17 protein-coding genes are annotated in these 25700 nt (G+C 43.1%); 3 read left to right on the top strand and 14 right to left on the bottom strand.

Going from position 1 to position 25700, the window contains the following annotated elements; all coding sequences use genetic code 11:
* Positions 1–14: 14 nt before the first annotated feature.
* The gene (locus DR864_RS15320) at positions 15–1013 is read right to left on the bottom strand and encodes a hypothetical protein (protein WP_114067802.1); all 999 of its coding nucleotides are present in this window, start codon (positions 1011–1013) and stop codon (positions 15–17) included.
* 138 nt (positions 1014–1151) lie between these two features.
* On the opposite strand from DR864_RS15320, the gene DR864_RS15315 reads away from it, so the two are divergent.
* Entirely contained in the window at positions 1152–1820 is a 669-nt protein-coding gene (locus DR864_RS15315; protein WP_114067801.1) for an MCP four helix bundle domain-containing protein, read from the top strand.
* Positions 1821–1825: 5 nt separating this feature from the next.
* On the opposite strand, the gene DR864_RS15310 is transcribed toward DR864_RS15315, so the two are convergent.
* The 13 genes from DR864_RS15310 to DR864_RS15250 form a co-directional block, all read right to left on the bottom strand.
* Entirely contained in the window at positions 1826–2800 is a 975-nt protein-coding gene (locus DR864_RS15310; RefSeq protein WP_114067800.1) for a Rieske 2Fe-2S domain-containing protein, read from the bottom strand.
* A complete protein-coding gene (locus DR864_RS15305) occupies positions 2790–3905 on the bottom strand; it encodes a hypothetical protein (protein ID WP_162793855.1) in 1116 nt (371 codons plus the stop codon). The genes DR864_RS15310 and DR864_RS15305 overlap by 11 nt, the downstream gene beginning before the upstream one ends.
* A 4-nt stretch (positions 3906–3909) precedes the next feature.
* Positions 3910–4998, bottom strand: a complete 1089-nt coding sequence (locus DR864_RS15300; RefSeq protein ID WP_114067798.1) for an ATP-grasp domain-containing protein — start codon at positions 4996–4998, stop codon at positions 3910–3912.
* Between the two features lie 5 nt (positions 4999–5003).
* The gene (locus tag DR864_RS15295; protein WP_229599394.1) at positions 5004–8333 is read right to left on the bottom strand and encodes a VCBS repeat-containing protein; all 3330 of its coding nucleotides are present in this window, start codon (positions 8331–8333) and stop codon (positions 5004–5006) included.
* A gap of 51 nt (positions 8334–8384) precedes the next feature.
* Complete coding sequence (locus DR864_RS15290; protein ID WP_114067796.1) at positions 8385–11864, bottom strand: VCBS repeat-containing protein; 3480 nt, start codon at positions 11862–11864, stop codon at positions 8385–8387.
* 121 nt (positions 11865–11985) lie between these two features.
* Complete coding sequence (locus tag DR864_RS15285) at positions 11986–13476, bottom strand: RagB/SusD family nutrient uptake outer membrane protein (protein ID WP_114067795.1); 1491 nt, start codon at positions 13474–13476, stop codon at positions 11986–11988.
* A gap of 107 nt (positions 13477–13583) precedes the next feature.
* On the bottom strand, positions 13584–16493 hold the full coding sequence (locus DR864_RS15280; RefSeq protein ID WP_162793853.1) for a SusC/RagA family TonB-linked outer membrane protein: 2910 nt from the start codon (positions 16491–16493) through the stop codon (positions 13584–13586).
* 338 nt (positions 16494–16831) lie between these two features.
* Positions 16832–18148, bottom strand: a complete 1317-nt coding sequence (locus DR864_RS15275) for an HlyD family secretion protein (protein WP_114067793.1) — start codon at positions 18146–18148, stop codon at positions 16832–16834.
* 6 nt (positions 18149–18154) lie between these two features.
* Positions 18155–20434, bottom strand: a complete 2280-nt coding sequence (locus DR864_RS15270; RefSeq protein WP_114067792.1) for a peptidase domain-containing ABC transporter — start codon at positions 20432–20434, stop codon at positions 18155–18157.
* 144 nt (positions 20435–20578) lie between these two features.
* On the bottom strand, positions 20579–22012 hold the full coding sequence (locus tag DR864_RS15265; protein ID WP_114067791.1) for a vitamin K epoxide reductase family protein: 1434 nt from the start codon (positions 22010–22012) through the stop codon (positions 20579–20581).
* Positions 22013–22048: 36 nt separating this feature from the next.
* A complete protein-coding gene (locus DR864_RS15260; protein WP_114067790.1) occupies positions 22049–22546 on the bottom strand; it encodes a hypothetical protein in 498 nt (165 codons plus the stop codon).
* Between the two features lie 31 nt (positions 22547–22577).
* Positions 22578–23054: a hypothetical protein gene (locus tag DR864_RS15255; protein WP_114067789.1), complete on the bottom strand. Its 477-nt coding sequence runs from the start codon at positions 23052–23054 to the stop codon at positions 22578–22580.
* Positions 23055–23112: 58 nt separating this feature from the next.
* A complete protein-coding gene (locus tag DR864_RS15250; RefSeq protein ID WP_114067788.1) occupies positions 23113–23328 on the bottom strand; it encodes a hypothetical protein in 216 nt (71 codons plus the stop codon).
* A 223-nt stretch (positions 23329–23551) separates the two neighbouring features.
* On the opposite strand from DR864_RS15250, the gene DR864_RS15240 reads away from it, so the two are divergent.
* Together DR864_RS15240 and fsa are read left to right on the top strand one after the other, a co-directional pair.
* Positions 23552–24922: a DUF6734 family protein gene (locus DR864_RS15240; protein ID WP_114067786.1), complete on the top strand. Its 1371-nt coding sequence runs from the start codon at positions 23552–23554 to the stop codon at positions 24920–24922.
* Between the two features lie 106 nt (positions 24923–25028).
* A complete protein-coding gene (fsa, locus tag DR864_RS15235; RefSeq protein ID WP_114067785.1) occupies positions 25029–25685 on the top strand; it encodes a fructose-6-phosphate aldolase in 657 nt (218 codons plus the stop codon).
* Positions 25686–25700 lie beyond the last annotated feature (15 nt).

Raw genomic sequence — 25700 nt, 5'->3', positions numbered from 1 at the left:
CCAATGGTTTCCGACTATTTTACTTCTATCCGAATACTTACTTCTTTTTGGGGTTTACAAAACCAATCTCCTTGGCAGCGTAGGTAGTAAGTGGTGGTCACTTGGGGATAAAATCGGCGCTCATTGCGGGCCGAATAGCTGAAGCGTTGGACTAATTCTTTTGAATTTCCATCGGTTTGTGAAAACCATTCCAAAGGGCCTTGTGCCCCATCTACCACGGGACATCCTGAAAAATAGAGAATTGTTTCCTCCCCTTTTCCAACCGTGGTGGTAGAAGCACTAAGGGTAGGCGTGGGAACGTCGCAGGTAGCGCACTCTTTTTCACGCACAACGATGTATTCAACGTTAGGGGCAAAATCAGCAGCTTTGAAAATCGTTCGTGGTGACCAACTCGATGAATTACTATTTTCCAGAATAACGCGCTGTGTATCAAAAGCAGGCGTTGTTGAAAGACTTACTTCGGCGCACTTAACTTCGTTAAGTAAACCAGAGTAACCTTTGCGAAGAGCTAATTTGTACTCGCGGGCGGTGGGCAAGGTCACATAGCTAGAGTCTTCTTTGACGGTGATTTCGTACGGAAAAGGATAAAGCGTATCGGGTTTCGGTAAGTCCCGATCTACGTCATCCTGATAGCCTTTGTCCGTAAAACGAATCAACGCCCGAGTAGCCTGACGGTCGGAAGTGGCGCCTTTGGGACCTTCCCAAACGATTTTGAACTTCCGTGAAATAACATTTTTATAGGAAAATGGGCGTTTTACCAATTCACACGGGTTGGTAATTCCGCCCCGGTAAAAAACGCCGTAAACGATGGTGCCGTAGTAAAGGCTGTCTTTAGGGTTATAAAATCCCCGCTCGGTGTTGGTTTCTTCCAAAAAAGAAACTGGTTGGTCGGGCAGACATTTTCCCGTTGTTGCCTGATTGTCATTTGTTCTCTCGGCTTTGGGCAATATCAAATCGCATCCCGTCAGGGCGGCAATGCTCAGCCACATTCCTACTTTTAGCCACTGTTTCATCTCCCCGATATAGATAATGGTTTTTACAAATATACGGTGATTTTATCCAAAACGTTTTCCCGGGGTTTAATACAGATTTTGTATCTTTGAAAAATAGCTCCTGTAATTGATTCGTCGCACTTTTTAACCTCCCTCACTATGAAATGGGCGTATAGTTTGCAACAAAAATTAAAAATTGCCGTGCTATTGACGGTTATTTTTGGATTGTTATTCGTCAAAAATCTGCTTGATAAACAAAATTTTACGGAGTTAGGAGAGGCGTTTTCCACCGTTTATGAGGACCGGCTGCTGGCAGAAAGCTACATTTATAAATTCTATCATCACTTATCAGATAAAAAGATAGTCATTGATGGCTGTGTGGCGTATGAAGATGTAAACCTGATTAAAGGGCAACTTTCTCGGCACAATGAGGCGATTAATGCGCTAATTCATGAATTTGAAAAAACCAAACTAACGCCTGCGGAGGAGGTGATTTTCCACAAATTTAAATCTCACGTGGCGGAAGACTTGCGCTTGGAAAAGCGTTATTTTTACCAAAATGAGGGGGTGACAGACATCGTAAACGCCAAAAAAGTGTTGAATAAGTCGTTTTATGTGATGTCAAATGACCTGAACCTTCTATCCAATATTCAAATTTCAGAAGGGGAAAAAGTGGCAAACAGCTCCCGACAAATCGTTCTTGGCTCGGCTTCTCAAAACCGATTTGAACTGTCTTTGCTGATTGTGTTGGGATTAGTGGTCCACGTATTGATTTTTGCTTCCAAATCGACGTTTCCGAAAACACCGCAAAATCCGTCATTAAACTAAATTATTTACCAATACACCTCAAAATCAATAGTTTTCGACGCTTTCTGCTCGGGTTGATATAACCAAAAGTACAACTCCTTGCCCACGGTATCGGCCGATGTAGACACAAAACTACGTTGGGGGAAGCTCTCTAGGTTGTTTTTCTGTATTTCTAGGATGCGCTTGTCTTGCTGGATAATGACTCCGAATAGCTTTTTTACCACCCATTTGCCCAAAAAACGCAGCCAAGGGCGCAGCAGAAATACCCGCGCTGCGTAAGTACATCCCGCCTTGGATTCATTGAGGCAGGCTTCAATTCTAATCAGCGGCTGTTGGTCTTGGGTGAGGTATTCCAAAATAGCGATGTTGGGATATATATAATGCGCCGTTGGGGTCAGAAGTTGGTAGTTTTTTGGCAATAATTTAGTGAGCAGCCCTTTCGCTGGTTCGGCTTCATACACCACCTTAAAACCATTAGGTTGGGGGAAAAGACGTGCTTTGAGAGGAGTTCGTTTTGTGTTTTCTGAACGAATAAAGCCGTTGTGTACGTAGTGTGTGTGGCTGCCTTCTAGAAAATTCTCTAACGTATTGAGCAAGTTTGCGGTGGTGTTTCCTACCAGCGTTACATCGTGTTTTAAGGCTGCTATGGCAGGGAATGGCGCAGTTTCAAACGCGGTTGCCCACACAATACCACCCTCTACGCGAAGCGAAATACATTCTAAGGCAGCATCGGTGGCCTTGTTGATGACGGGTACAAATGTATTTTTGCCTTTATTGTTAAAACACCAACCGTGGTAAGGGCACACCAATTCGCCGTTTTGCACCCACCCCTGCGACAACGGCGCACCACGGTGCGGACAAATATCCTTAAATCCCGCCCAATGGTTATTGGTTTTGTAAATAACCAACGCACCAAAAGGTGTTGAAGCAGGATGGGGCTGATTGGCCTTGAAATCACGCTCAAACCCCAGCGGCCACCAGGTGTTTTCGCTATAACTCATATTTTTCAAGCAACGGAATGCCGATTTTGTTGAGTAAAAATAACAGCGTTTTCCACATTTGCTGACGGGCGGGCGGCAAATGGTTGAAATAAATGGCTGAATATTCCAAATGGCCTTGTCCGCCGCGTAATCGCTTGAAAGATGCCGCCCCCGAACTTAGATTCAGCACTTGGTTAGTTTGGTGCATTCGTCTGAAAATCAAATCAATGGCTTGAATATAGAGTCCTTTTTTGGGACTTTCGGATGTGTCATAACCCACGATGGGTGAGGTGATAGTGCCGTTTAATTCCAACAAACCAATCACCGATTTCAACAATCCTTCGTCGTTGCGGTATCCTTCAAACCGAAAAAGTTGATTGGAAAATGCTTTCTCGAAAAACAAGCCCGTAAAGCGGGGATTGTGTTGGGAGTATTTTTGGATGTATAATTGATTGTAAAGGTCTCTGATTTGCGAAACATAATTACCCATTTCTGCTGGCGACACATAGGTTAGCTCAGATTTTTGCACTAGTCGGCGGTCATTGCCGATGTTGTTGTGATTAGACCAAGTTTGGGCGTTTGGGTGAAAATAATATACCTGCCGACTAGCGCCCGTTCGAAATCCGTATCGTTCAAATTCGTGTAGTAAAAGAGAATGTTGAACTTGGTTTAGTGACCTAAAAATGAGGGTGTGTTGCGGGAATTGTTCGGTTAAAAAACGGACGATTTGTGGTAAATAAATGCCGTGCCAATCGGGGTAAGGGTTGGTGGAAAGTAGAAAATTATTGACGTGAATGGTTCTGTTGATTTCGTTGCTAATCAGCCAATTTGAAGTTCCTTTTAGTAGCAGATTCAAGGATCTATTCAGAAAAGGATTTCGGATATTTCGGTCAAGCTCTTCAATCGAGTAGGTTACGCAAGCGGTGTAGGGTGAGCATACGTAAGAATTATCAAACTCTGTATCGTTGATAGTGACGGGTAGAAACCAGCGGTCGTTGATGGATAAAAGGCGAAAATCTGTACGAACGTTTTCAATGAGCTGTTGGGACGGATGCTGCTCAAACAATTCTCCCCACGCCCGTATCTGCGGGTTAGGAATTTGCGTTGAGAGGAGCCACTTTATCATGAATTTATCCATTCCACTCAATATCCTGAGTAGAAGCCTGTAACAGCGTTTTGTTTTGCAAGAACTTGATTTTTAAGAGTTCTACCAAACTCAACGGTTGTAAAAACAACGGTAAGGGATCATCAGCGTTGAAAATCACGTCGTTGGCTTGGTAAAAATCCCGATTCAACATTCGATGCGGCTGCGTAATCAGGAAGGCAAATTTAACCGCCATGTGTTTTTCGTTCGGATTAAGAAGTTGGAAAGTATCGTCCAGAAAACAGCGGGCCAAATCATCGCCCATCAAATGCGCGCCGCTGATACCGCGCGGATTGCATTCCAGCACCACGGGCGTACCGTCGGGCTGAATAATAAAATCAAAACTTAATTGGCCGTGATAACTAATCGCTTCCCCAAATCGTTTGATGGAATGGATAAGTGCTTGATGAGTGACGGGTTCAAAATAAATTCCTGAGCCTTTTCCGACACGATATTTAGGATGATAAATCGTTAGGGCTTTTAGTTTTCCTTGTGCCCAAATTGAATAAACGCAGACTTCTTTGCCGCTGATAAATTGTTGGGCTACCCACGCTGTTGAATCAGGAATTTGATTTATCTGAGCAACCGTTGGTCGGAGGAGCGTAAAATTGGCAAACCGGGAATATATGGGTTTAAAAACGTAGGCATTTGCATTTTCAAAATCGTTAAAATCCGCTGCATTTATCGTTTCAGGTATGGCAAAAAATCCTTTTGCCAGCTCAATAAAGGTATCTTTTCGGTGGAGTTGGTGCATCAATGCAAGGCCAGCCGTCCAGACGTGGCAAGGCAGTGAATCTTTGGCCATGGCCACGAAAAAAGCCTCCTCACAAGTGGGGAGGCAGTGGTCTATTTTTTCGTTGATGATAATTTGCCTGAGTTTTGCTTGAAAAGCTTCAAACGCGTAAGCGGGTGGTGGTAAATGGTAGTAAACCGCCACGTATTTGCTCCACCGCGCCAAGGTAAGCCGCAAGGAATCTGCCATGATGACGCGGTGGCCTTGCTTGCCAAAGCTCCGCGCCATCTCAAGGGCAATGGGCGCTCGTGCCCCCAAAATAAGAATGTTTTGCGGCGTCAATAGGATTATTTAGTTTTAAACATCAATAGGCCAGCACCGCTACGCGATACCAAAAAACGTGTGTCTTTTCCATTTTTAATTGACTGAATATCACGTACTTCACCAGTTAATAAAAATCCAGAGCTTGTGGGCAACAACGGAGTAAATCGCCCTTTGGCTTTGGCAAAGTTGTTCTCCAATACCAGGCCATAACTTGCGTCGTAGCGCCCTTGATAGGTGCTGACATTGTAAAAATTACCGCCCAATAAAATATCCGGTTTGCCATCTTTGGTAACGTCGGCGATGTTGAGCGCAAAGATTTTGGATACCTGAGCCTCGCTTGGGAGGTAATGCAACGTGAATTCACCTTTGCCCGTATTTTCAACCCAAACGCTTTCAAATATATTCACTTCTCGTTCCTCAGCAGCTTTCAATTCGGCCGATTTGAAGATTTTGCCAAGGGTATTTCCTGCAAAATCTTTGTTATTGGGAAAACGTTTGTTTAAGAATGGCAACGTTTTCCCGAGTTCATCTTTGGACGCAACGGGATAAAATTCGTCGCCCTCACCGTAAGCCAAAATTTGGTCGTATTTAGCCCCGCTTTTTAAGAAATCACCTGCATACATGCGTAGTTTTGCGTCGGTATGCCGTCTGAATTTGGAGTTGGTTCCCAAGTTGCCCACCACAAAATCTACGTCACCGTCGCCGTCCAAATCGGCTGGTTTGATGGTTTGCCAAAACCCTTTTTTGTCTTCCAACGAAGTATGTTTCATCTCCAACGAAGACTTCTCGTTTTCAAAAACGGTAATGCCCATCCAATCTCCCACAATCACCAAATCAACGTCTTTGTCGTTGTCAATATCGGTCCAAGTGGCATCGGTAATCATCCCCGCTTTACGAAGTTCGGGTGCGAGTTTGTCGGTTTGGTCCGTGAAAATACCTTTGCCATTGTTGATTAATAAATAAGAATCAGGGATTTGTCCGTAGTGAAACGCCACTACGCGGCCGCCGACAAATAAATCTAAGTCGCCATCTTTGTCCACATCCGCTGCTTTAACGCAGGATTTGTTACCATAAAGTTTGGGCAAAGCGGCTCGGTTACGGGCGAAATTTCCCTTGCCGTCGTTGATATACAGCCGGTCGAGTAGCGGCTCATCTTGCGCAAAAAACTCATTGCCGCCGCTTACTACGTACAAATCAAGGTCTTTATCACCGTCGACATCGAGGAAAGCCGCGTCGATGTCCTCACAAAGCGTATCCGTCAAAAACGCCCCCTGTTTGCTTTCTGCAAATTGCCCGTCTGTTTGCTGGACAAACAATTTTCCCGCTTGATATTTTGGGCCACCCACGTAAAAATCATCCAATCCGTCGCCGTTTACATCGCCAACCGCCATTTTTGAACCTTCAGTGGAAATCTTAAAGGGCATCAACGGCTCACGCGTAAAATCGTAATATTCGTTTTCTTTGTGGACAAAATCAACGGGGTATTGCTGCGTTACATCTTCAAAAATGGGCGCTTTGCCCGCAGGTAATTTCCATTGGCTCGTGGCTGCTTCCTGCCGTAACGTGAGGGTTTGGTTTGATTTTACATTCGTCAGGATCTGGGTTTTCTGCGTAGGCCATACCACCACGAGCGAGTCAATGGTGGCGGTTTTTCCCAATCCAAACGTCAACCAAGGTTCCACCGACGACATAAATCCGCGCGTGGGCATGTTGTGTTGGTACAACCATTTACCGTTAGTTTTAAGGTATATTTTTGCTCCAATTCCAAAGCCATTCCCTTTTTGTCCTTGAAGTTTTACTTTCAGAAAAGCGTTCTTAAATAGTTCATTCGCTTTGTTTTCGTAGATTCCAGCGGGTGCGTTGAGGTTATTGGTGATGAGTTCCAAATCGCCGTCATTGTCTAAGTCGGCGTAGGCTGCCCCGTTGGCGCAGTTAAACTCTTTGAATCCCCAGGCCAGTGATTTGTCCTCAAAAAGCAGGCTGTCGGTTCCTTTGTAAAGGTAGTTGTGCCAGCGGCCGTTGGGCATTTTGTCTAAGGCCTCTTTATCGCTTTTCTTGCCTTTTTCCAACATGATTTCGACCATTGGGTTGGATACGTACTTGATGTATTCCAAGTCGTTGGGGCGGCGCTCAATACCATTGCTGATAAAGAGGTCTTTGATGCCATCGTTGTCATAATCGGCCAAAAGCGGCGACCAACTCCAGTCCGTAGCCGAGATGCCCGACATGGCCCCGATGTCGCTAAAGCGCTCGCCCCCCAAGTTTAATTGGAGAGTATTGCGGGTGTATTGGTTGTAGTAGCCGAATTGTAGTTTGTACAAATATACGTCTAGCGGGTCTTCGCCCATCGACGATTTTTCGACTTTGGGGTCTTGCGGATACATGTCTACGGTCACTATATCAAGCAGACCATCGTTGTTGATGTCGGCCATGTCGTTGCCCATCGAAAACTTACTGGTGTGTGTAAAGTGCTCTCTCAGCGCTTCTTTGAAGGTGCCATCTTTCTGATTAATGTAGTAATAGTCGTCTTCGTGAAAGTCGTTGGCAACGTAAATATCTTCCCAGCCGTCGTTGTTTAAGTCACCCACCGAAATTCCTAGTCCGTAGCCTTGAGGGGCGGCGTAAATTCCCGCTTTGATGCTAACGTTGGTGAAAGCCTTGCCGTCATTGCGGAATAAATAATCCCCCGCCAACTCATCGCGTTCTAGCGCACGGACGTTGACGCGGTCGTAGGAGATAGATGTATGCACGGCATGGTTGAGCAGATACATGTCTAAATCGCCGTCGTGGTCGTAGTCAAAAAAGGCCGCTTGGGTCGAAAACCCTTGAAAATCTAACCCATATTCTTTCGATTTTTCAGTGAAAGTTCCGTCTTGATTATTGATAAACAGCTCATTATGGCCTTTAAACGATTTGTAGTTGCTGACGGCACACACATAAATATCTAACCAGCCATCCCCGTTGACATCAGCCATGGTGACGCCCGTTTTCCAATTGGCGCTTCCGCCGATGTTGGCTTTTTCGGAAACATCTTCCATTTTTATCCCAGTTCCAGCCTTCGTTTTGTTGAGGTAAAGGTGATTTTTTTGTTGGTTAGAAACAAAAAACACATCTGAAAGCCCATCATTGTTAACATCTCCCACGGCTACGCCACCTCCGTTATAAAAATACAGATAGTCCAGAATATTGAGTTCTCGGGTATCTCGCACTACGTTTGCGAAGGTTACGCCGCTTTTTTCGGGGGCGATTTGCTCAAAAAGAGCCGGTCCATCCGCGCTATTGTTGGAGTTTTTGGAACAATTGGTTAGAAAAAACAGACTAAAAATTAAAACACCCCAGGTGTTTCCTTTCATTTTTTTCATCACAGGTTTTATTTTTCTACTACTACTGAGTTAATCACAGGGCTATTGATTCAGCCCTACTACTTGAACTTTGTCTTTGTTTTTGGCCAAAATAATCAACTCTTTGCCATTGGCACCGCGTGCTTTGCGCATTTTGCGTACCTGGCCTTTGACCAAAAACCCTGACTGTGCAGGCTTTACCGTGGCAAACTGCGGCAGACCGTTTTTGTCTTTGCCTAACCCTCGCAGAACTAATCCATCATTTGCGTCATAACGGCCGATTTCAGGTAATACATCGAAGAAATTTCCCGTTAACAGAATGTCAGTTTTTCCGTCTTTATCGTAGTCGGTTGTTACGATACCGAAAATAGGGGAGTATTGAGCGGCAAGCGGCAACGATTGCAAGGTAAATTCGCCTTTCCCATTGTTGATGAGCAACGAACTGTTGGATTGATACACCACCCTTTTTTGTACACCTTCCATTTGTTCACGCGAAAAAATGGCATCAATAGGCTTGCCGCCGTACTCTTCGTGGCGAACAAATCGTTTTTTTATTACGGGCAATACTTTTTGTAAATCGGGTTTTAAGACCATTGGATACGTTTTTCCGTCTGGATTATAACAGGTAATAATCTGTTCTACACTACCGTTACGGTCAAAATCGTTGATGTAAAGCTCTGCAGGTTGGGTCTCCGAGCATTGGAGCTTTGTGTTACGCCCCAAATTTCCCACGATAAAATCCAGGTCGCCATCGCCGTCTACATCAGCCGCTTCTAGGGCATTCCACCAACCGTTTGAATTTTTAACGGGAATATTCTGGGATTGAGGAAAATTCCCTTTTCGATTTTGTAAAATCATGATGGGCATCCAATCCCCTACGGCAATGAGTTCAGGATAACCGTCTTTGTTTAGATCTTCAAAGCGCGCATCCGTCACCATGCCGAGTTGGTTGTTGGACATGGTCTCTTTGGTTACGTCTTTAAAGTTGCCTTTGCCGTTGTTTTGAAGTAGGTAGCTGCGTGGGCTGAGGCCATATTGACCAGAAATCATTCGAGAGCCTACGAATAAATCCAAGTCACCATCACGATCATAATCGGCCACGGCCACGCATGAGCCATTTTCAAAAACGGTTGGCAGCCCTTGACTGAGACTGAAGTTGCCTTTTCCGTCGTTGAGGTAGAGTTTATCTGCCAAGATTTCTTCGCCCGTCATAAATTCATTTCCGCCCGTCACGACGTATAAATCTAGGTCTTTGTCACCGTCGGCATCAAAGAAAGCAGCGGCAGTTTCATCGGCAACGGCAGGAGAGGCAAAGGTAGATTTTGAAATTTCTACGAAGTTGCCGTTGGATTGCTGCATAAACAACGCTCGTCGTTTTCCTGAACCGCCGCCGATGTAGGCGTCGTCCAATCCGTCGGCGTTGATGTCGCCAATGGCTAGGGCTGGGCCTTGCGTAGAGTACATTTGTTTCAACAATCCATCGCGGTTATAGTCTACAAAGTCGTTTTCTTCGTGTTTAAAGTCCAATCCAGAGGTGCTTGTAATGTCGTTGAAAGGAGCCTTAATGGTTGAAGGAGCGGGTAATTTCCATAAGTCTTTTGCATCAGCATGGTTCAGGGTTAGCTCAACGTCTCCTTTCAGATTTTTGAACGTCTGCATTTTGTCATCGGGCCACACCACCCTCAACGAATCAATCACTGGGTTGGTACCAAGGCCAAAAACCAAGTTTAGGTCGCTGGAGGATTGAAACCCGCGATTGGGCATTTGTTGTAAATACTGCGTCTGTCCTTTTTGATAAATGTAAACTTTGGCCCCAATAGCGTGGGGGTTTTTAGCGTTGCCTTTTAGCTTTACGCGCAAAAAATGGGTCTTTAGTTTTTCGACCGACTGGTTGCGGAATACGCCCAAGGGGGCATTATTGTTACTTACGACCAAATCCAAGTCGCCGTCATTGTCCAAATCGCCATAGGCTGCACCATTTGAGAAACTGGGCTCACCAAGTCCCCACGCCATGGCTTTGTCCTCAAATTGCAGTTGACCTTTGTTTCGAAATGCAAAATTCGAGATAGGAGTCGTTGAAATCATGTCTACGAACTTGCGATAATCAAACTGCATTCTGCCTTCAATCATCGCCTGTATATTTTTTTGGTCGGACAAAAAGGCCACGTAATCTTGGTCTGTTAAGTTTTTAACAATTCCGTTAGCTACAAATAAGTCTTTTTGACCATCATTGTCCATGTCAAAAATCAAGGCTCCCCAACTCCAGTCGGTCGCGTGCACCCCCGCCATCTGGCCTACTTCGGTAAACGAAGTGGCAGCAACAGAGGTGGACTCTTTACTTCCGATTTCTGATTTCTGACTTTTGACCCCCTGATTCAGATGTAGCATATTGCGCATGTACTGGTGCCAATAATCCTGCTTTATTTTGAATTCGGTCAATTCATATCCTTCAAAAACGGAGGTCGTTTTGAGTCGTTTATCATCGCGGGGAAGCATATCCGTCACGAAAATATCCAGCAAGCCATCGTTATTAATATCGGCAATATCTGCCCCCATCGACGACAAGCTGATGTGGTTCATGCTTTCTTCCAATGATTCTTTGAAGGTGCCATTGCGCTGGTTGATGTAGAGGTAATCACGCTCGTAGAAGTCATTTGAAATATAAATATCTGGCCAGTTGTCCTCATTGACATCGCCGATGGTGATTCCTAACCCAAAGGCAATCAAGCTACCGTAAATTCCCGCTTCTTCACTTACATCCGTAAAAATAGGTTTTGCCACGGATGCTGAATCACTAACCGTAGGTTTGAGAGTTGGTTTATTGGAGAGGGTATTGATTGTCTCGTTCCGAAACAGTTTATGGCCACCTAGCGGGTCGCGGTATTTGCGGAAATTCTGGTATTGAAGTTTGTCAACGGGCGTAAAACTGTTGTTGAGCAGATACATGTCTAAATCGCCATCGCGGTCATAGTCAAAAAAAGCCGCGTGGGTGGAGAACCCTCCGTCGAGCAGGCCGTATTCTACCGCTTTATCCACAAACTTCGGTACGCCGTCGGGGCCGATTCCCTGATTGATGAATAATTCATTGCCCCGACTGTCACCTTTGATATTGCCCGCGTTACAAACATAAATATCCATCAGACCGTCGCCGTTTACGTCGGCAAAAGTAGCCCCTGTTGACCATGCTTTGGTACCTCCCACGCCAGAGGTTTGGGTTACATCATCAAATTTCCAATGGTCGTTGGCATTTTTTCCTTTGTTAAGGAAAAGGTGATTTTCTTCAAAATTGGAGGTAACGTATATATCGGCCCATCCATCATTGTTTACATCGCCGATGGCGACGCCCCCGCCGTTATAAAAATTACGATAATTGAAAATATTCAGTTCCTTTTTATCTAGTAAACGGTTGGTGAAATTAATCCCCGTTTGAGAAGCAGGAAGTGATTCGAACAAATTTTCGTCGGCGTCTTTACTGCAACTCGATATGAATGCCGACAGGAATAAAACGGCTAAAAAGGGTGAATAATTTATTTTGCTCATCATAGGTTGTGGCGCTCACTTGTAGCAAATCTTTTCACAAAATTAACTAAAAAACAAAAGCGAGTGAGCTATTAGACTCACTCGCTTTGTATCAGTTAGTTGATTTAACGTATAACGTTATAAATTAGTAGCCAGGGTTCTGAGCCAATCCAGGGTTGGCGTCACGACGTTGCTGTGGAATTGGGAATAACAACGTTTTGGCCGCTGGTTCTTTCATGAATCTTGAGGTGAATTTGCCGCCTACTTTGTTGAATTCACCAAAGCGAATCAAGTCATTGCGACGCCATGCTTCCCACGCCAATTCACGACCGCGTTCGGCAAGAATGTTGTCGAGTGTCAATTGAGGAGCAGTCCATGCTGTTACACCAGCACGAGCTCTTACGATGTTGAAGTCAGCCAAGGCATCAGCTGTTTTTCCAAGTCTGAAAAGCGCTTCTCCACGCATCATATAAACATCAGCCAAACGGAACATTGCCCAGTCGTTATCTTGGTCAGGTACTGTGTTACCGCGTTGGATCTCGTATTTTCCGAGACGTACACCCGCTCCCTGAAACTCAGGGTCAGCCGAAGTCATTTCGTCTTTGGTCATTACGGGATTGAAGTCCAAATCTTTACCGTTGTCGTCTTTCAACGCTTTGCCATCAGCACCGTACTGAACGCCTGAAATCCACATTTTCTTGCGCAGATCATTATCTGAAAATGAGTTATAAAATTCAGCAATGGTACAGAATCCGTTCCAAGGCTGTCCACTCAAGTTATAAGTGCTCTGGCTTTGGTAGTGCAATGTGCGGTACGTAATGGTCATCCCGCCTGCTTGAATACGGTCAAAAGGAATGGCCCAAATGTTTTCGGTCGAACCTTCATTTTTCACCGCAAAGTTGGCAAGGAAGTTAGGCTCTAATTTGTACTTACCTGATTTGATGACGATGTCGCACATGTCAACGGCTTTTTGCCACTCGGGTGTTCCTTTGTATACACCAGCGTTCAAATAAATTTTAGCCAACAATGTTTGAGCCGTCAATTTATTGATACGTCCGTAGTAAGAACCACCAACGTTGTCAGAGAGGTTAGGCAATGCTTCGGTCAATTCTTTCTCTACAAACGCATAGATTTGCGCCCGTGGAGTGGTGCTTACCGTACCTGAGGTAGATTCTGTAATCAACGGAACGTTACCGAAATAGTCCATGGCTAGGAAGTAATAGAAAGCGCGAACCGCTCTTAATTCAGCAATAGCCACTGTGTTGCCAGCTACTTGCGGAATCAGGTTGTTGATGGTGTTAATACCGCTTTCAAAAATCCATCCCCACATGTCGTTGATAGGGCCGTGAGTGGTAGTCCAAGTGTGACGGTTGTAGTTCAACCAGTTACCACCGTCATACCAGTCTTTTCCCCGGGTAGGTACCAAACCTACGTCAGTGGTTACTTCGGCGTTGTGGGCATTCCATGCATAATCCCGTAATCCAGAGTAAGCAGGACCCAATAACGAGGCCAACTGCTCGGGAGTTGAACCAAAGCCCTCTTTAGGTATAACTCCATACACTGACTCATCCAAATTGGTACAAGAGGCTATTGTAAGCACCCCCGCCAATGCAAGGTAAGAGAATGTTTTTTTCATTTTTATTCAGTTAGTTTTTGATGTTACAAATTGAGTGTGTAACAGTATGTTTATGTACGATGTTTAGAGAAATTTAGATTTTTCAAATACCTCTAAAGTCGTGTTAATTAGAATGATAAGTTAAAGCCAGCTTGGAAACCGCGTGCTTTAGGGAATTGCTGCTTGGTATAGATACCAGCAGTAGCAAAACCTGTGTTCATTTCAGGGTCAACACCTTTGAATTTGGTCAATACAAACAGGTTGTTTCCTGAAATATATACCTGAGCACGGCTCAATACACCTTTGCCCGGAATTTGGTAGCCCAAACGGAAGTTAGCCAAACGTACAAAGCTACCATCTTCTATGAAGTAACTGAATGCACCTGTACGTGTATCACGCACGGGTGAAGTCAACGCTTCGCGAATGGTATTTTCAGCAGGAAGGCGGTTGTTTGGGTTGGCATACATCATACGCTCGGCGTTGAAGATTTTGTTACCAAACTGACCGTTCAATAAGAAGCTCAACGAGAATGCTTTGTAGCTGAAGTTATTGGTCAAAGACGCCGTAAACTTAGGAAGTGGACTTCCTTGGAAGTCGCGATCCGCATCGTTTTCGCTGATTTTGCCATCGCCGTCAATATCTTTAAAAATGAATTGGCCTTTTTCGTCCAATTTCTCAACAATACCTCCAAAGAAAGCGCCTACTGGCAAACCAACTTTGATCAATGAGAAAGGTACGGCTGAAGTACCGCGAGTGGCAGCCCCTAAACCTGAGAACAAGAAGATTTTGTCAGAACCGATAAATTCACCTTTGGCAAGTGCTGTTACCTCATTTTTCAATGTAGCGGCGGCGACGGTTGCTTCATAGCGGAAGTCACCTTTTTCTACAATACCTGCAGTCAACGACAATTCTAATCCTTGATTACGCATTGAACCTACGTTGGCAAGGATGGTTGGATACAACGGCTTGATAGAAAGCGGAGCGGCAATTTCGTACAATAGGTCTTTGGTGTTACGGATGTAATAATCCAATGAACCAGTAACACGATAGTTCCACAAGGCAAAGTCAACACCTGCACCGTAGTTTTCGTTTACTTCCCACTTCAAGTCAGGGTTAGGGTTCTGCGAAGGCTTGTAGGTAGGCAACCAGTTACCATTGTCGTAGTACTTGTTGCTTGGTCCCACCAACGCCAAAGAACGATAGGGGGCGATACCCTCAGAGTTACCTGTCTGACCGTAGTTGACGCGGAGTTTCAGGTTGTTGATGGTTGGATTACCTTTCAGGAATGCTTCTTCAGACAATGCCCAACCTACCGACAACGATGGGAAAAGACCCCATTTGTTGTTTTGTCCAAACTTGGTTGAACCATCGCGACGAACCGTCAAGGTAGCAAAATACTTATTGTTCAAAGCTGCGGTAGCACGACCAAAGAAAGAAATCAATTTGTAGTTTGAACGGAAAGATCCAACGGCATCATTTGCCCGTTGGCCAAGCGACACACCAGCTCCAGCAGCTAAGTTGTTAAACAATAAATCGTCAGTGATAAAATTGTTGTTTACCGCGTTAAATCCTTCAAAGTTTACATCCTGATATGAATATCCTCCCAAAGCGCCAAATGTTAATCCATTAAATGTTTTGTTGTAGTTCAACGTAAATTCTAACAGATTGTCTTCACTTTGGCCATTGTCTACTGGACCTGTTGACCGGCTAGCAGTACCTAAGCCAGCTTGTGCTGATTTAGGGATACGTGATATGTAGAAGAAGCCATCTTGTTTAGAGCCTTTCATTGCACCGTTTACTCCAAATACCAAATCTTTGGTAATGCTATACTTTAGGTTGATATTTCCCAAATATTCAATCGACTTAGAGTAGTTGGTAGTTTGCTCTAAAAGCGCTACAGGGTTAAACGCGCCAAACTCACCCAAACGCTCGAAATAACCTGTCCCGGCGGATATGCTACCAGGTGTTTGGAAAGTTGGATCTTTAGTGTAGACTGGATCGGTAGGCAAGTTAGTGATTGAATAAGTAAAGGCGTCGTAGTTTACATAATCACGCTTACCATTAATCAAAGATAAGCTGGTAGCGATTTTCAACTTACCATTTAAGGCAGTCTGGTCTAAGTTGATACGGGCACTTACACGCTCAAAACCTGATTTCAGCACCAAACCCTGTTGGTTTAAATAACCAATTGAGGCACGATAACTAAAGTTTTCGGTACCACCTGAAAACGCTAAGTTGTGGCTTGTAATCGGAGCCTTACGCGTAATTTCTTTAAACCAATTGGTGTTTGCACCTTGATCGTTAACCAAAGTAAAACCGAATTTTTTCACGGCATCGCGGTATTCTGAGCCGCTCATGTAATCGGGAGCTTTGGCAACCATGTCTACGCCAAACTGGGCGTTGTAATCTACTGAAGCACGGCCTGATTTACCACGTTTTGTAGTGATCAGGATAACCCCGTTAGAAGCACGCGCCCCATAAATAGCGGCCGAAGAAGCATCACGTAGTACGTCTACAGAAGCAATATCATTGGCGTCAATGTTTTGAATGGGTACACCCGGTACACCATCAACAACATACAGTGGATCAGAACCTGCGGCCAATGAACCTACCCCGCGCAAACGTACCGTTGGGCGTGAGTTAGGGTCAGAACCCGTTTGGTTGATGGTCAGACCAGCTACTTTACCCTGAACGGCGGCAAGCGGGTTGGCTACGACCCCCGCGTTGAAATCTTTTGAGTTAACGCTGGCTACTGTACCCGAAATTTCTTGGCGTTTTTGGGTACCATACCCTACCACTACCACTTCATTAAGTACTTGATTGTCTTCGGCTAAACTAACATCTACCGTTGTACGGTTACCTACGGAAACTTCTTGCGTTTTGTAGCCTACGAAACTGAACACGAGCGTAGCGTTGTCGGGTACGGAGATTTTGTAGTTACCGTCTACGTCGGTGTTGGCACCTCGCTGGGTACCCTTTACGGCGATGCTGACACCCGGCATACCGGTACCGCTTGCATCTTTTACATTACCGGACACTTGTTTGTCCTGGGCCCATACCCCCAACGATACTACTGAGACTAGGACTGTCAACAAAAATTTGCTGACAAAGGCCCTCTGTCGAGCTAAAGAAGCCCGGCCTGCTAAGGGGAAACTGTTCATCATAGGTTGAAAATTGGTTTTTGTGAATAATTACCTAATTGGTTTTCGCAATTTGTAACGCACTCACTACTACGGTTTTTGGATTGTTCCAAGTATTTGTTGTCACAAATGCTTTAACCAGACGGCAAATTACAATAATTAATTTCTATAATACAAGTTATGGATATTAAAAAGGAAGACTCCGTTATCTTCCTTTAGCTTCTTAATCTCACAGTTTATTGGTTTATTAACTTTTTGAGTTGATAAAACATACGTTCAGCGACGCTCACATCCTGCGTTATGATTTCGGCAGAAGCGTTAAGGTTATTTTTGAAAGGAAGCGTTTTATGTGAAGTAGTCGTAAGACCTTTTGGAAGTGTCACAATTGCCCTAAATGTAGTATCGGTAGAGAGAATAGATGCTACACTTTTTATTTGTCCCTTTACCATTCCAAACTGTTCAAATGGGAAGCTTTGAAACTTTATTAAGACCCATTGTCCGACCTGAATTTTTCCTGCATTGGCTTGCGGGATGTTAAGTTCGCCAAAATATCCCTTTTGTGAAGTACCCACATAAAACAAAACTTCTTCATTTTTAACATTTTGTTCTTCCTGCCAAAGTGCTGTAAAATATACTTGACCCGACCGAGGAGCGGTAGGAATATAGCGAGCTTTCCATGAAGCTACATTAGCCCGCAATGAATTAATAGATTGACTAAATTGTATTTTTTGAGCATTGGCCTGTTTTTCTAATTCTGCCAATTCCCGTTGTTTTTGAGTTTGAGCGGTCTGATTGTTAGTAATACTCATCTCCAATTGCTTCAATGGCATTTTTTTTGCCAAAAAATTGCGCTCTTCCCTATTGTACTCTACCCAAGCAATTACTTTTTGTTCATACAATTTTTTGTGCATTCCAAATTCTTTCTCGGCCAATCTAAAATCTTGATTTTGAATGTCATACTGTTCTAAAAGCTGTTCATGATTTTGTTCTAAATCTGAAATTTCATAGCGTAGAAAATCTTTCTTCTTTGCTAAATAACCTTGAGTGAAAAGCGCAGCCGTTTCAGAAAATTGCTGCATAAATGTCTGGTAATCGCTTTGCAACTCGCCCAAATGTTGAAAACTTCCTGCCCGAAAAGACGAAATATCTTCAAAATGACCTGTCTCAATAAGTACAGCCAAACTATCTAAAGAATTTTGAAGTGCTAAAACTTCTGAATGTGATGCTGTACTCTCAATATAAGCCAATACTTTTCCTTTTTCAACATACTGATTTTCTTTGACCCATAGTTTTACAAGCCGCCCGTTTGCCTTAGCAACAACAGGTTTGGGAACATCATCTGAAGTAAGACGGAAAGGTACAACAATGATTTCGGGATATTTAATCAGCCAACTAAGCCCTAAAATCGACAATAAAATCACTAAAAACACCGTATTCCCCCAACGAACAGCCCAGGGTGGTTTATTACTCAATACTTCTTGAATCTCCTCACTCCGTAGTTCTTCAAAGAAAGCTGCCCCTTCTGGTCTATCTGTCAAATAAGCCTCTTCCATTTTAATTTAATTATCCAGTTCCAGTTGATTTTTCACCAGTTCATAATAAGCTCCTCGTTGCAAGGCCAATTCGTTGTGTGTTCCAATTTCTGTAATTACGCCTTTGTCCATGACTACAATTTGATCCGCATTTTTGACTGTACTTAATCGGTGAGCAACTACCACTACGGTACGGTTTTTGAAAAAAGCGTTAAGGTTATCAATGATGATAGATTCATTATGAGCATCTAAAGCATTCGTAGCTTCGTCGAAAAAAATGTACTGAGGGTCTTTATAAACGGCTCTGGCAATCAAAATTCGTTGTTTTTGCCCTTGGCTGATGCCATTTCCCTCTGCCCCGATTTTGGTATGGAAACCCATTGGCAGAGATTCGACAAACTCCAGAATATTGGCTGTTTTGGCCGCATGATAGAGTTTGGCACGGTCTATACCTTCTACGCCTATGGCAATGTTACGGGCGATGGTATCGGAGAAGATAAACCCTTCCTGCATCACTACACCGCATTGACTGCGCCAATATTTGTGGGATAGCTGTGTAAGGGCGGTATCTCCTACCCGAATCTGTCCTTGTGTAGGCTCATAAAATCGCAATAGTAGTTTAAGTAGCGTCGTCTTACCACTACCGCTTGTACCAACAATGGCGGTAGTTTTGCCTTGAGGAATAAATAAACTGAGGTTTTTAAAGACAGGTAAATTGCCTGCGCCCGTGTAGGTAAAAGTAATGTCTTTCAAATAGAGATACTTGTCCTTTGAAAGTCCGCGCAACAAATCGTTGTTCTCTTCATCTTCCAATTCATAGATTTCATTCAGGCGTTCCAAGCTAATTTTGGCATCCTGCCCTGATTGTAGTAACCCGATCAAGTGTTCAATAGGACCGTTCACTTGCCCGATGATATACTGAACTGCTAACATACCGCCTAAAGTAAGTTGGCCATTCATTACAGCTTGTGCCGATAAGAAAGTAATAAAAATACTTTTGCTTTCATTAATCAATAATGCCCCTGCCTGTTGCCATTGAGACACCGACAGCCCTTTCATTCCCAATTTAAACGACTGAGTTTGCAATTGTTCCCACTCCCAACGCATGGGCGTTTCGGCACCCGCCAGTCGAATATCGTGCATTCCTTGAATAAGTTGAACCAACGAACCATTGCTTTTGGCTGCAATACCAAACCGTTGGTAATCTAACTTACGCCTAAATTTCAGAAAGAGCATAACCCAACTTGCATATAATACAGCGGCTATCATCAAAACCCCAAAAATTGTAAGATTATAAAAGGCTAAAACTGCTCCAAATATGACCAGATTGAAGAGTGAAAATAGAGTATTGAGCGTTTGACCCGTCAGAAACTGCTCAATGCGATGGTGGTCACCTATACGTTGCATGATGTCGCCAAACTGCTTAGAATCAAAAAACGACAAGGGTAAACGAGTGAGTTTGATGAGGAAATCGGAAAGCAGGGACAAATTAAGCCGGGTACTCAAGTGCATCAATAACCACGACCGAATAAACTCGACAGAGGTACGGCCTACTGTAAGTGCCAACTGTGCCAACAATACCAACAAAATAAAAGAGGGGTTGCGCGTTTGTACGCCTACATCCACCACCGATTGGGTAAGAAATGGAAAAATTAGCTGTAATAAGCTTGCTACCACTAAACCAACAGCCAATTGACCTACCAAACGACGATGTTGCCAGAGATACCCCCCGATTCGGGCAGACCAAATATGATTCTGCTCTTTCCCTTCTTTAAGATTTGTTAAAACGTTTTCTTCATAAAACGCAGGTGTAGGCTCAAGCAGCAACACGATTCCTACTTTCTCATTGCCAGATGTTGTTGTTGCCCATTGCTTTTCAAATTCTTCACGGGTGTAAGTAATAAGCCCTTGTGCTGGGTCAGCTACCTCTATTCCACGAGACGTCCCGTTTCGACCCTTTGTCCTTGTAAGAGAAAGGGAATTAAAAAGCCCCCATTGGGGGTTTGGGACGGTACGCCGCGCGGGCTGTACTACCACAAAATGATTATGTCCCCAGTGAACAATACAGGGAAAAGGAGCATCAGAAAGAAGTTTATGTAAAGGTAGTTTGATAGCCAACGTTCGAAATCCGATTGCCTCAGCCGCTTCCGAAATCCCCAACAAATTCACTCCGTCTTTTCCTATTTGTGTCAATTCTCGTAATTCTTGCGCTGAATAGTTCCGACCGTAATACTTTGCCACCATACGCAAGCAGGTAGGCCCGCAATCCATCACGTCGAGTTGCCTATAAAAAGGGAATTGTCTCATGGTTGTTAGTTTTCATCCGGAGGCAAGTCGGGTCACACCGGGCCGACGCTTCGGGCCATCGCGTCGAGTTGTTTATAAAAAGGGAATTTTGCCATCACTTATACAAAACCCTAATTATAAGATGGCGAAACTGTTTGAGATGGCCTAAGAAACTTTTTCTGCCAGTATCCGTACATGCTTCCATATATCTTTATAGGAGTAAGGCGAACGAAGTTGATACCCGTTGATAAACAAGGTAGGTGTAAATTCTATCCCAATTTCTTTTGCCCATTTTTCATGCTCCTGATAGTGTACTTCACTGCTATTGATATGCCTGATTCTCAATTGCATTTCGTCCTCAAAATACTTCACCCAGCCTGTTAGCTCCTTGAAGGCTTCTTTACACGGATTGCAATGCGGATTGCTTACCATTGTCACAACAATGGGAGCATCAATATTTCCTATTTGGGTTTCATTGGGAAGTACCCCTATTTCGGTGATAGGTTGAGCATATAAATGCGATAAAAACAAATCACTGTCGTTTTGCCACTGATTCAACGCACGTTTGGTAGGTACTAACTGCCGTTCTCGTTGCCATACCTGCTTAAAGAAAAGCCATAAAGCTACCATAAGTGCAAAACTGGCTGTTGTTAGCAGAGAGGCTACTACGTTCATTCCTGAGACATCCCGTAAGTGCCAATCATAATGTCCAAGCCACGCTACCGCAATCATTATCAAAACGCCCTGTACTATCAGGCACAACATACACCATGCCCGTACTACAAATGCTTGATAATAAAGCGAATAGATGACATAGGGAAGTGTAAACATATGTAACAGAGAAAGTGGTGAAACCTGTTTCAATGTTAATTGTTCAATGATGAATGAAATTGCACTACCTCCAAAATACACTAACCCAATTTCTGCCCAACTAAATCCAAAAATCTTACTGCTCGAAGATTGTGTGACTGCATTGCACCCCTGTCCCTCTGAGGGAGGGGTTCCCAAATGACATAATTTTTCTACCCATTCTATCCGTTTGCCATACTCGCTTTGTAGTAGTAAAACGGAGACTACAGTTCCGATACCGTAAAGCAAAAAAATGCCCGACAAATAGAGGTGGGTTTGAAGGAAGATGCCGACCAAAACAACAACTCTAAGTGCCCCCCACATCAACCCTTTTTCGAGTTTTGTTCTTTGTTCTTTTTGTCTGTTTCCCTCGTAGTTGGGCTCTCCGGAGTGTTCATCCGGAGCGAGCAGCATCACCGTACCGCTCCATTTCTCCGAAAAGGCTTCTATGGTTTCAGTTATTTCTCCCTTACTTTCACGATAGTAGCTGATTTGATTGTTTTGCAAGCGTTGGAGCAATACAAAAAAGGAATTATCATTTGTTTGACAATGGGCTATTGCGGGGAGGGAGATCTCGGAGAGTTGGTCTGGTTTTAGGCGAATGGTTAGATTGGGGATTTTAAAAAAATCAAAAAAATGAGTTAAATCCCTAATATTTAAAAGTGACCATCTATTTATAGCATTTTTTATAGTTGAAGATGTATAATTTATTTTTAATTCCCTTAGTACTTGATCTAACCATTTTTCCATTGGATACTAAATTATGATTTTCAACTTTTAATTTTTTTATTTTAAGATTGACGAATAAGTCACATTATCAAATTGCATGGAAGCCAAACATCCAAACCAAAGAGGGGTATCTGTATCTATATTGACTTCATCAAAGTAGTAAAAAGGTCGTTCGTTGAGGTAGTAATAATATCTATTTTCTATCTTCCTGATAGTGAATTTATTATATTCTACACTACTGATGTTGGCGGTATAGATGTTTATTGGAATAACATTAAACTGTGGAAAACGGAGGCTATTACCCTTGTTATCAAAATAGATTATAGCATTGACTCCTTTATTGGTAAGAAAGTTGCCCCAATAGAAAAAAGAAAGTCCCCTGTTTTCAGGACTGGGAACAATTTTGAAATCAAACTCAATTTCAAAATTTTCTTGTAGGTTGACTTTGAAAGGACATTTTACAGGTACTCGTGTCAAGACAGAATAGCTTCCGTTTTCAATTTTAATTGTAGTATCCTTCGCATCGGCAACTGTCCATTGATTTCCTTGTGTCAAAAATAGATTTATATAAAAATAAACTTTATTCTTACTTTTTTATTATTCTCATTTTTTGACTCAGGCTACATTCGGGAAATATAAAAAAATGTGTTTGAGAATTTTTCCCACAAAGAATCCTTTTGTCCATAATAAGTATTTGATTATCATCAACTTCAGTTCTTTCATCTGCTTTATAAATTACAATTGGTTTGTTATTGTTAAAATAAACTTTTGTAGTTAGAAAAGCAGTGTCAGACTTCCATTCTATTGCTGTTATTTTTAAAGATTTAAAATTCCTTTCCTGAGTTAACCTTTTTAAAATTTCTCGAAAAACATTGTTGTCTTTTGCTTCTTTTTCAGTGGCACATTGGAGATAAAGCATTGGTTGGCAAGCCTCAATGTTTAGATGGTTGGCGTTATTGAAAAAATCAACAAGCTGAGATTGTATCTTTTTCTTTGAAATATTTTGAGACGTATAGCAAGAATTTAATGTACTTATTAATAATAAGCTTATTATTTGTTTCATTATTGGTAAGGTCTAAAAATAAAGAATGGGGTAAATTGAAAAATTACCCCGAAAATAGTTAAACGTAATAGCAGTTGTTGATAGTGAAAACTTGAGGGCCACAAGCGCTTACACAACTCGAATACGAGTCAAAGCTTGATAATGAAATGTGGTTACAAGCCCAACGACCTTTGGGCTTGGTAATTTCTCCATACCCACCTTTCACTTTCTTTTTTTCTTCCTGCGTTAGTACTTCTACTGAGTCGAAGTTGAGACCTGCAAATTTTGATTTCATGCGTATTGTTGTCGAAGGGTTAGGGCTGCTGCACCATGCAACGGCTTGTTTCGACCTCGGAAAACACGTAAAAAAAACGAAAAATCAAATTTTTTATGCTGTTTTGTTGAAAATAGTTTATCATAAAAATTTTTTATCCTTAAAGGGTTATTTTTTATATATACCTGATTTTTACAAATATATACCTGTTGATTTTTAGAAAAAAAACATAAAAAATGTTCAAATGAAAATTATACAATCATTCTGGTCTAATATAGCATATGAGCGTCAAATTCACAACGCTTCGGGCTGGTTATCCGCCGAATATCATTGGATGTCGTGGGCATTAAGTGTGCTTACGCTGCGTGAGCACTACGGACAGGTCGAAATTTTTACAGACAGCAGGGGCAAAGAAATATTGATAGATACACTGGCATTGCCATATTCGCATTGCAGTATCGCTTTGGATAGGCTTCAGGGGTATCCAGAAGATATGTGGGCGTTGGGGAAAATCTTCACGTATAGTCTCCAAAATGAACCATTTATGCACGTAGATGGGGATATTTATTTATGGGAGGCGTTGGGGGCTCGTTTGGAGCAGGCTGCCCTAATTGCCCAAAATCCCGAAGTGGATTTTCAGTATTATTACCAAACACTAAGCGAGATGCAACAGCATTTTGCTTATATCCCTGACTGTATGCGTCGGCAAATGAACGAAATACCCGTACGCTCCTGCAATACTGGACTAATAGGCGGAACGCGGATGGATATTTTCAAAAAATATGCCGAATTGTCGTTTGAACTTATTCATAAAAACCAGGAGGCTCTGTCCAAAATAAACCGTCGTACATTTAATATTGGCTTTGAGCAGTTCCTGTATTATTGCCTGGCCAAAGAGCATGGGGTGCCAGTAACGTACCTTATTGAGCGGGAAGAAGATTTTGACCCCACATACCGAGGCTTTGCCCGTTTTGAGAGCGTGCCTTATCAAACCAAATTTATCCATGCCTTAGGAGATTTCAAGCGTCAGCCCGAAACCTGCCGGCACTTGGCACGTCGGCTGCGGCAAGACTATCCAGAGTATTATTACAGAATTATTGAGGAGTGTAAAGCCGCAGGTGTAGCATTGGATTGTCGTTATTATGGGCAAGTCTCCCATCCGTCGGTCGGTTCAAAACCGACTGACGGATTAAACGGCTCAGGTGTCAACAGCCCCAAAGAGGCGTATCGTGTATATTATGAGCAAGATGTACGTCAATATCGTAAGGTACAAGAATTGTTTAGCTTGCCTTTACTGCCGTTTCTTACACAAAAACTACAGTTTTCGGAACAGGTGCAATTGGTAGAAAATACTACCCAAGAAGGCACGTTGGAGCAGACGCTTATCGTGCCTGATATTTATACCCTCGCGGAAAAGAGTATTGGATTAGACCCCCTCAATATGGTACTGTTAGATGCGTTTTTAGAAGAACCTATTTCTATTCAAGAAGCGATTGAAAGGGTTGCACCCTATTTTAAGGTCGAAGAAGTAAGTGCCGAAAAAGAGAAATTTCGGCAATTGGTATCAGACCGCATCAAAGAATTGATGTATTGGGGCGCGTTGGTAGTAGAATAAATTTCCCTTATCCAATATTGAGATAGTTATGCCATTTTTACTTTAAACATTTCACAGAACGGGTACTTTAGCCTAACTTTGCAAGTGATAACTTAAAAAGACTTTTATGAAATTCTTTATTGATACCGCAAATCTGAGTGAAATCCGGGAGGCCTATGAGCTGGGCGTGTTGGATGGCGTTACTACCAACCCATCTTTGATGGCAAAAGAGGGAATCACTGGCAAAGCCAACATCATGGCACACTACAAAGCAATTTGTGACATTGTAGATGGAGACGTAAGTGCCGAAGTAATTGCTACTGATTTTCAGGGGATGATCAAAGAGGCGGATGAGTTGATTGAAATTGACGAGAAAATTGTTGTAAAAGTACCGATGATTAAAGATGGAGTAAAAGCCATCAAACATCTCTCAGATCGAGGTATTAAGACCAACTGTACCCTTGTGTTTTCGGCAGGGCAGGCGTTATTGGCGGCCAAAGCGGGGGCTACCTACGTATCGCCTTTCATTGGCCGTTTGGACGATGTGTCTATGGACGGGATGGATTTGATTGAGCAGATTGTGACCATTTATCAAAACTACGGTTATACCACCGAAGTTTTGGCGGCGTCGGTTCGTCATTCTATCCACCTTTTGAAATGTGCTGAATTGGGCGCCGATGTGGTTACGTGCCCATTAAGCGTTATTACCTCATTGCTTAAGCACCCTCTGACCGATATCGGTTTGGAGAAATTCCTGTCTGACTACAAAAAAGGAAATCAATAAAAATAGTTTACAGTT

It is taken from the genome of Runella rosea (genome assembly GCF_003325355.1).
In the GTDB taxonomy this organism is placed as follows: domain Bacteria; phylum Bacteroidota; class Bacteroidia; order Cytophagales; family Spirosomataceae; genus Runella; species Runella rosea.
Note: the sequence above shows the minus strand (reverse complement) of the source record. Positions and strands in the feature narration are given on the sequence as shown.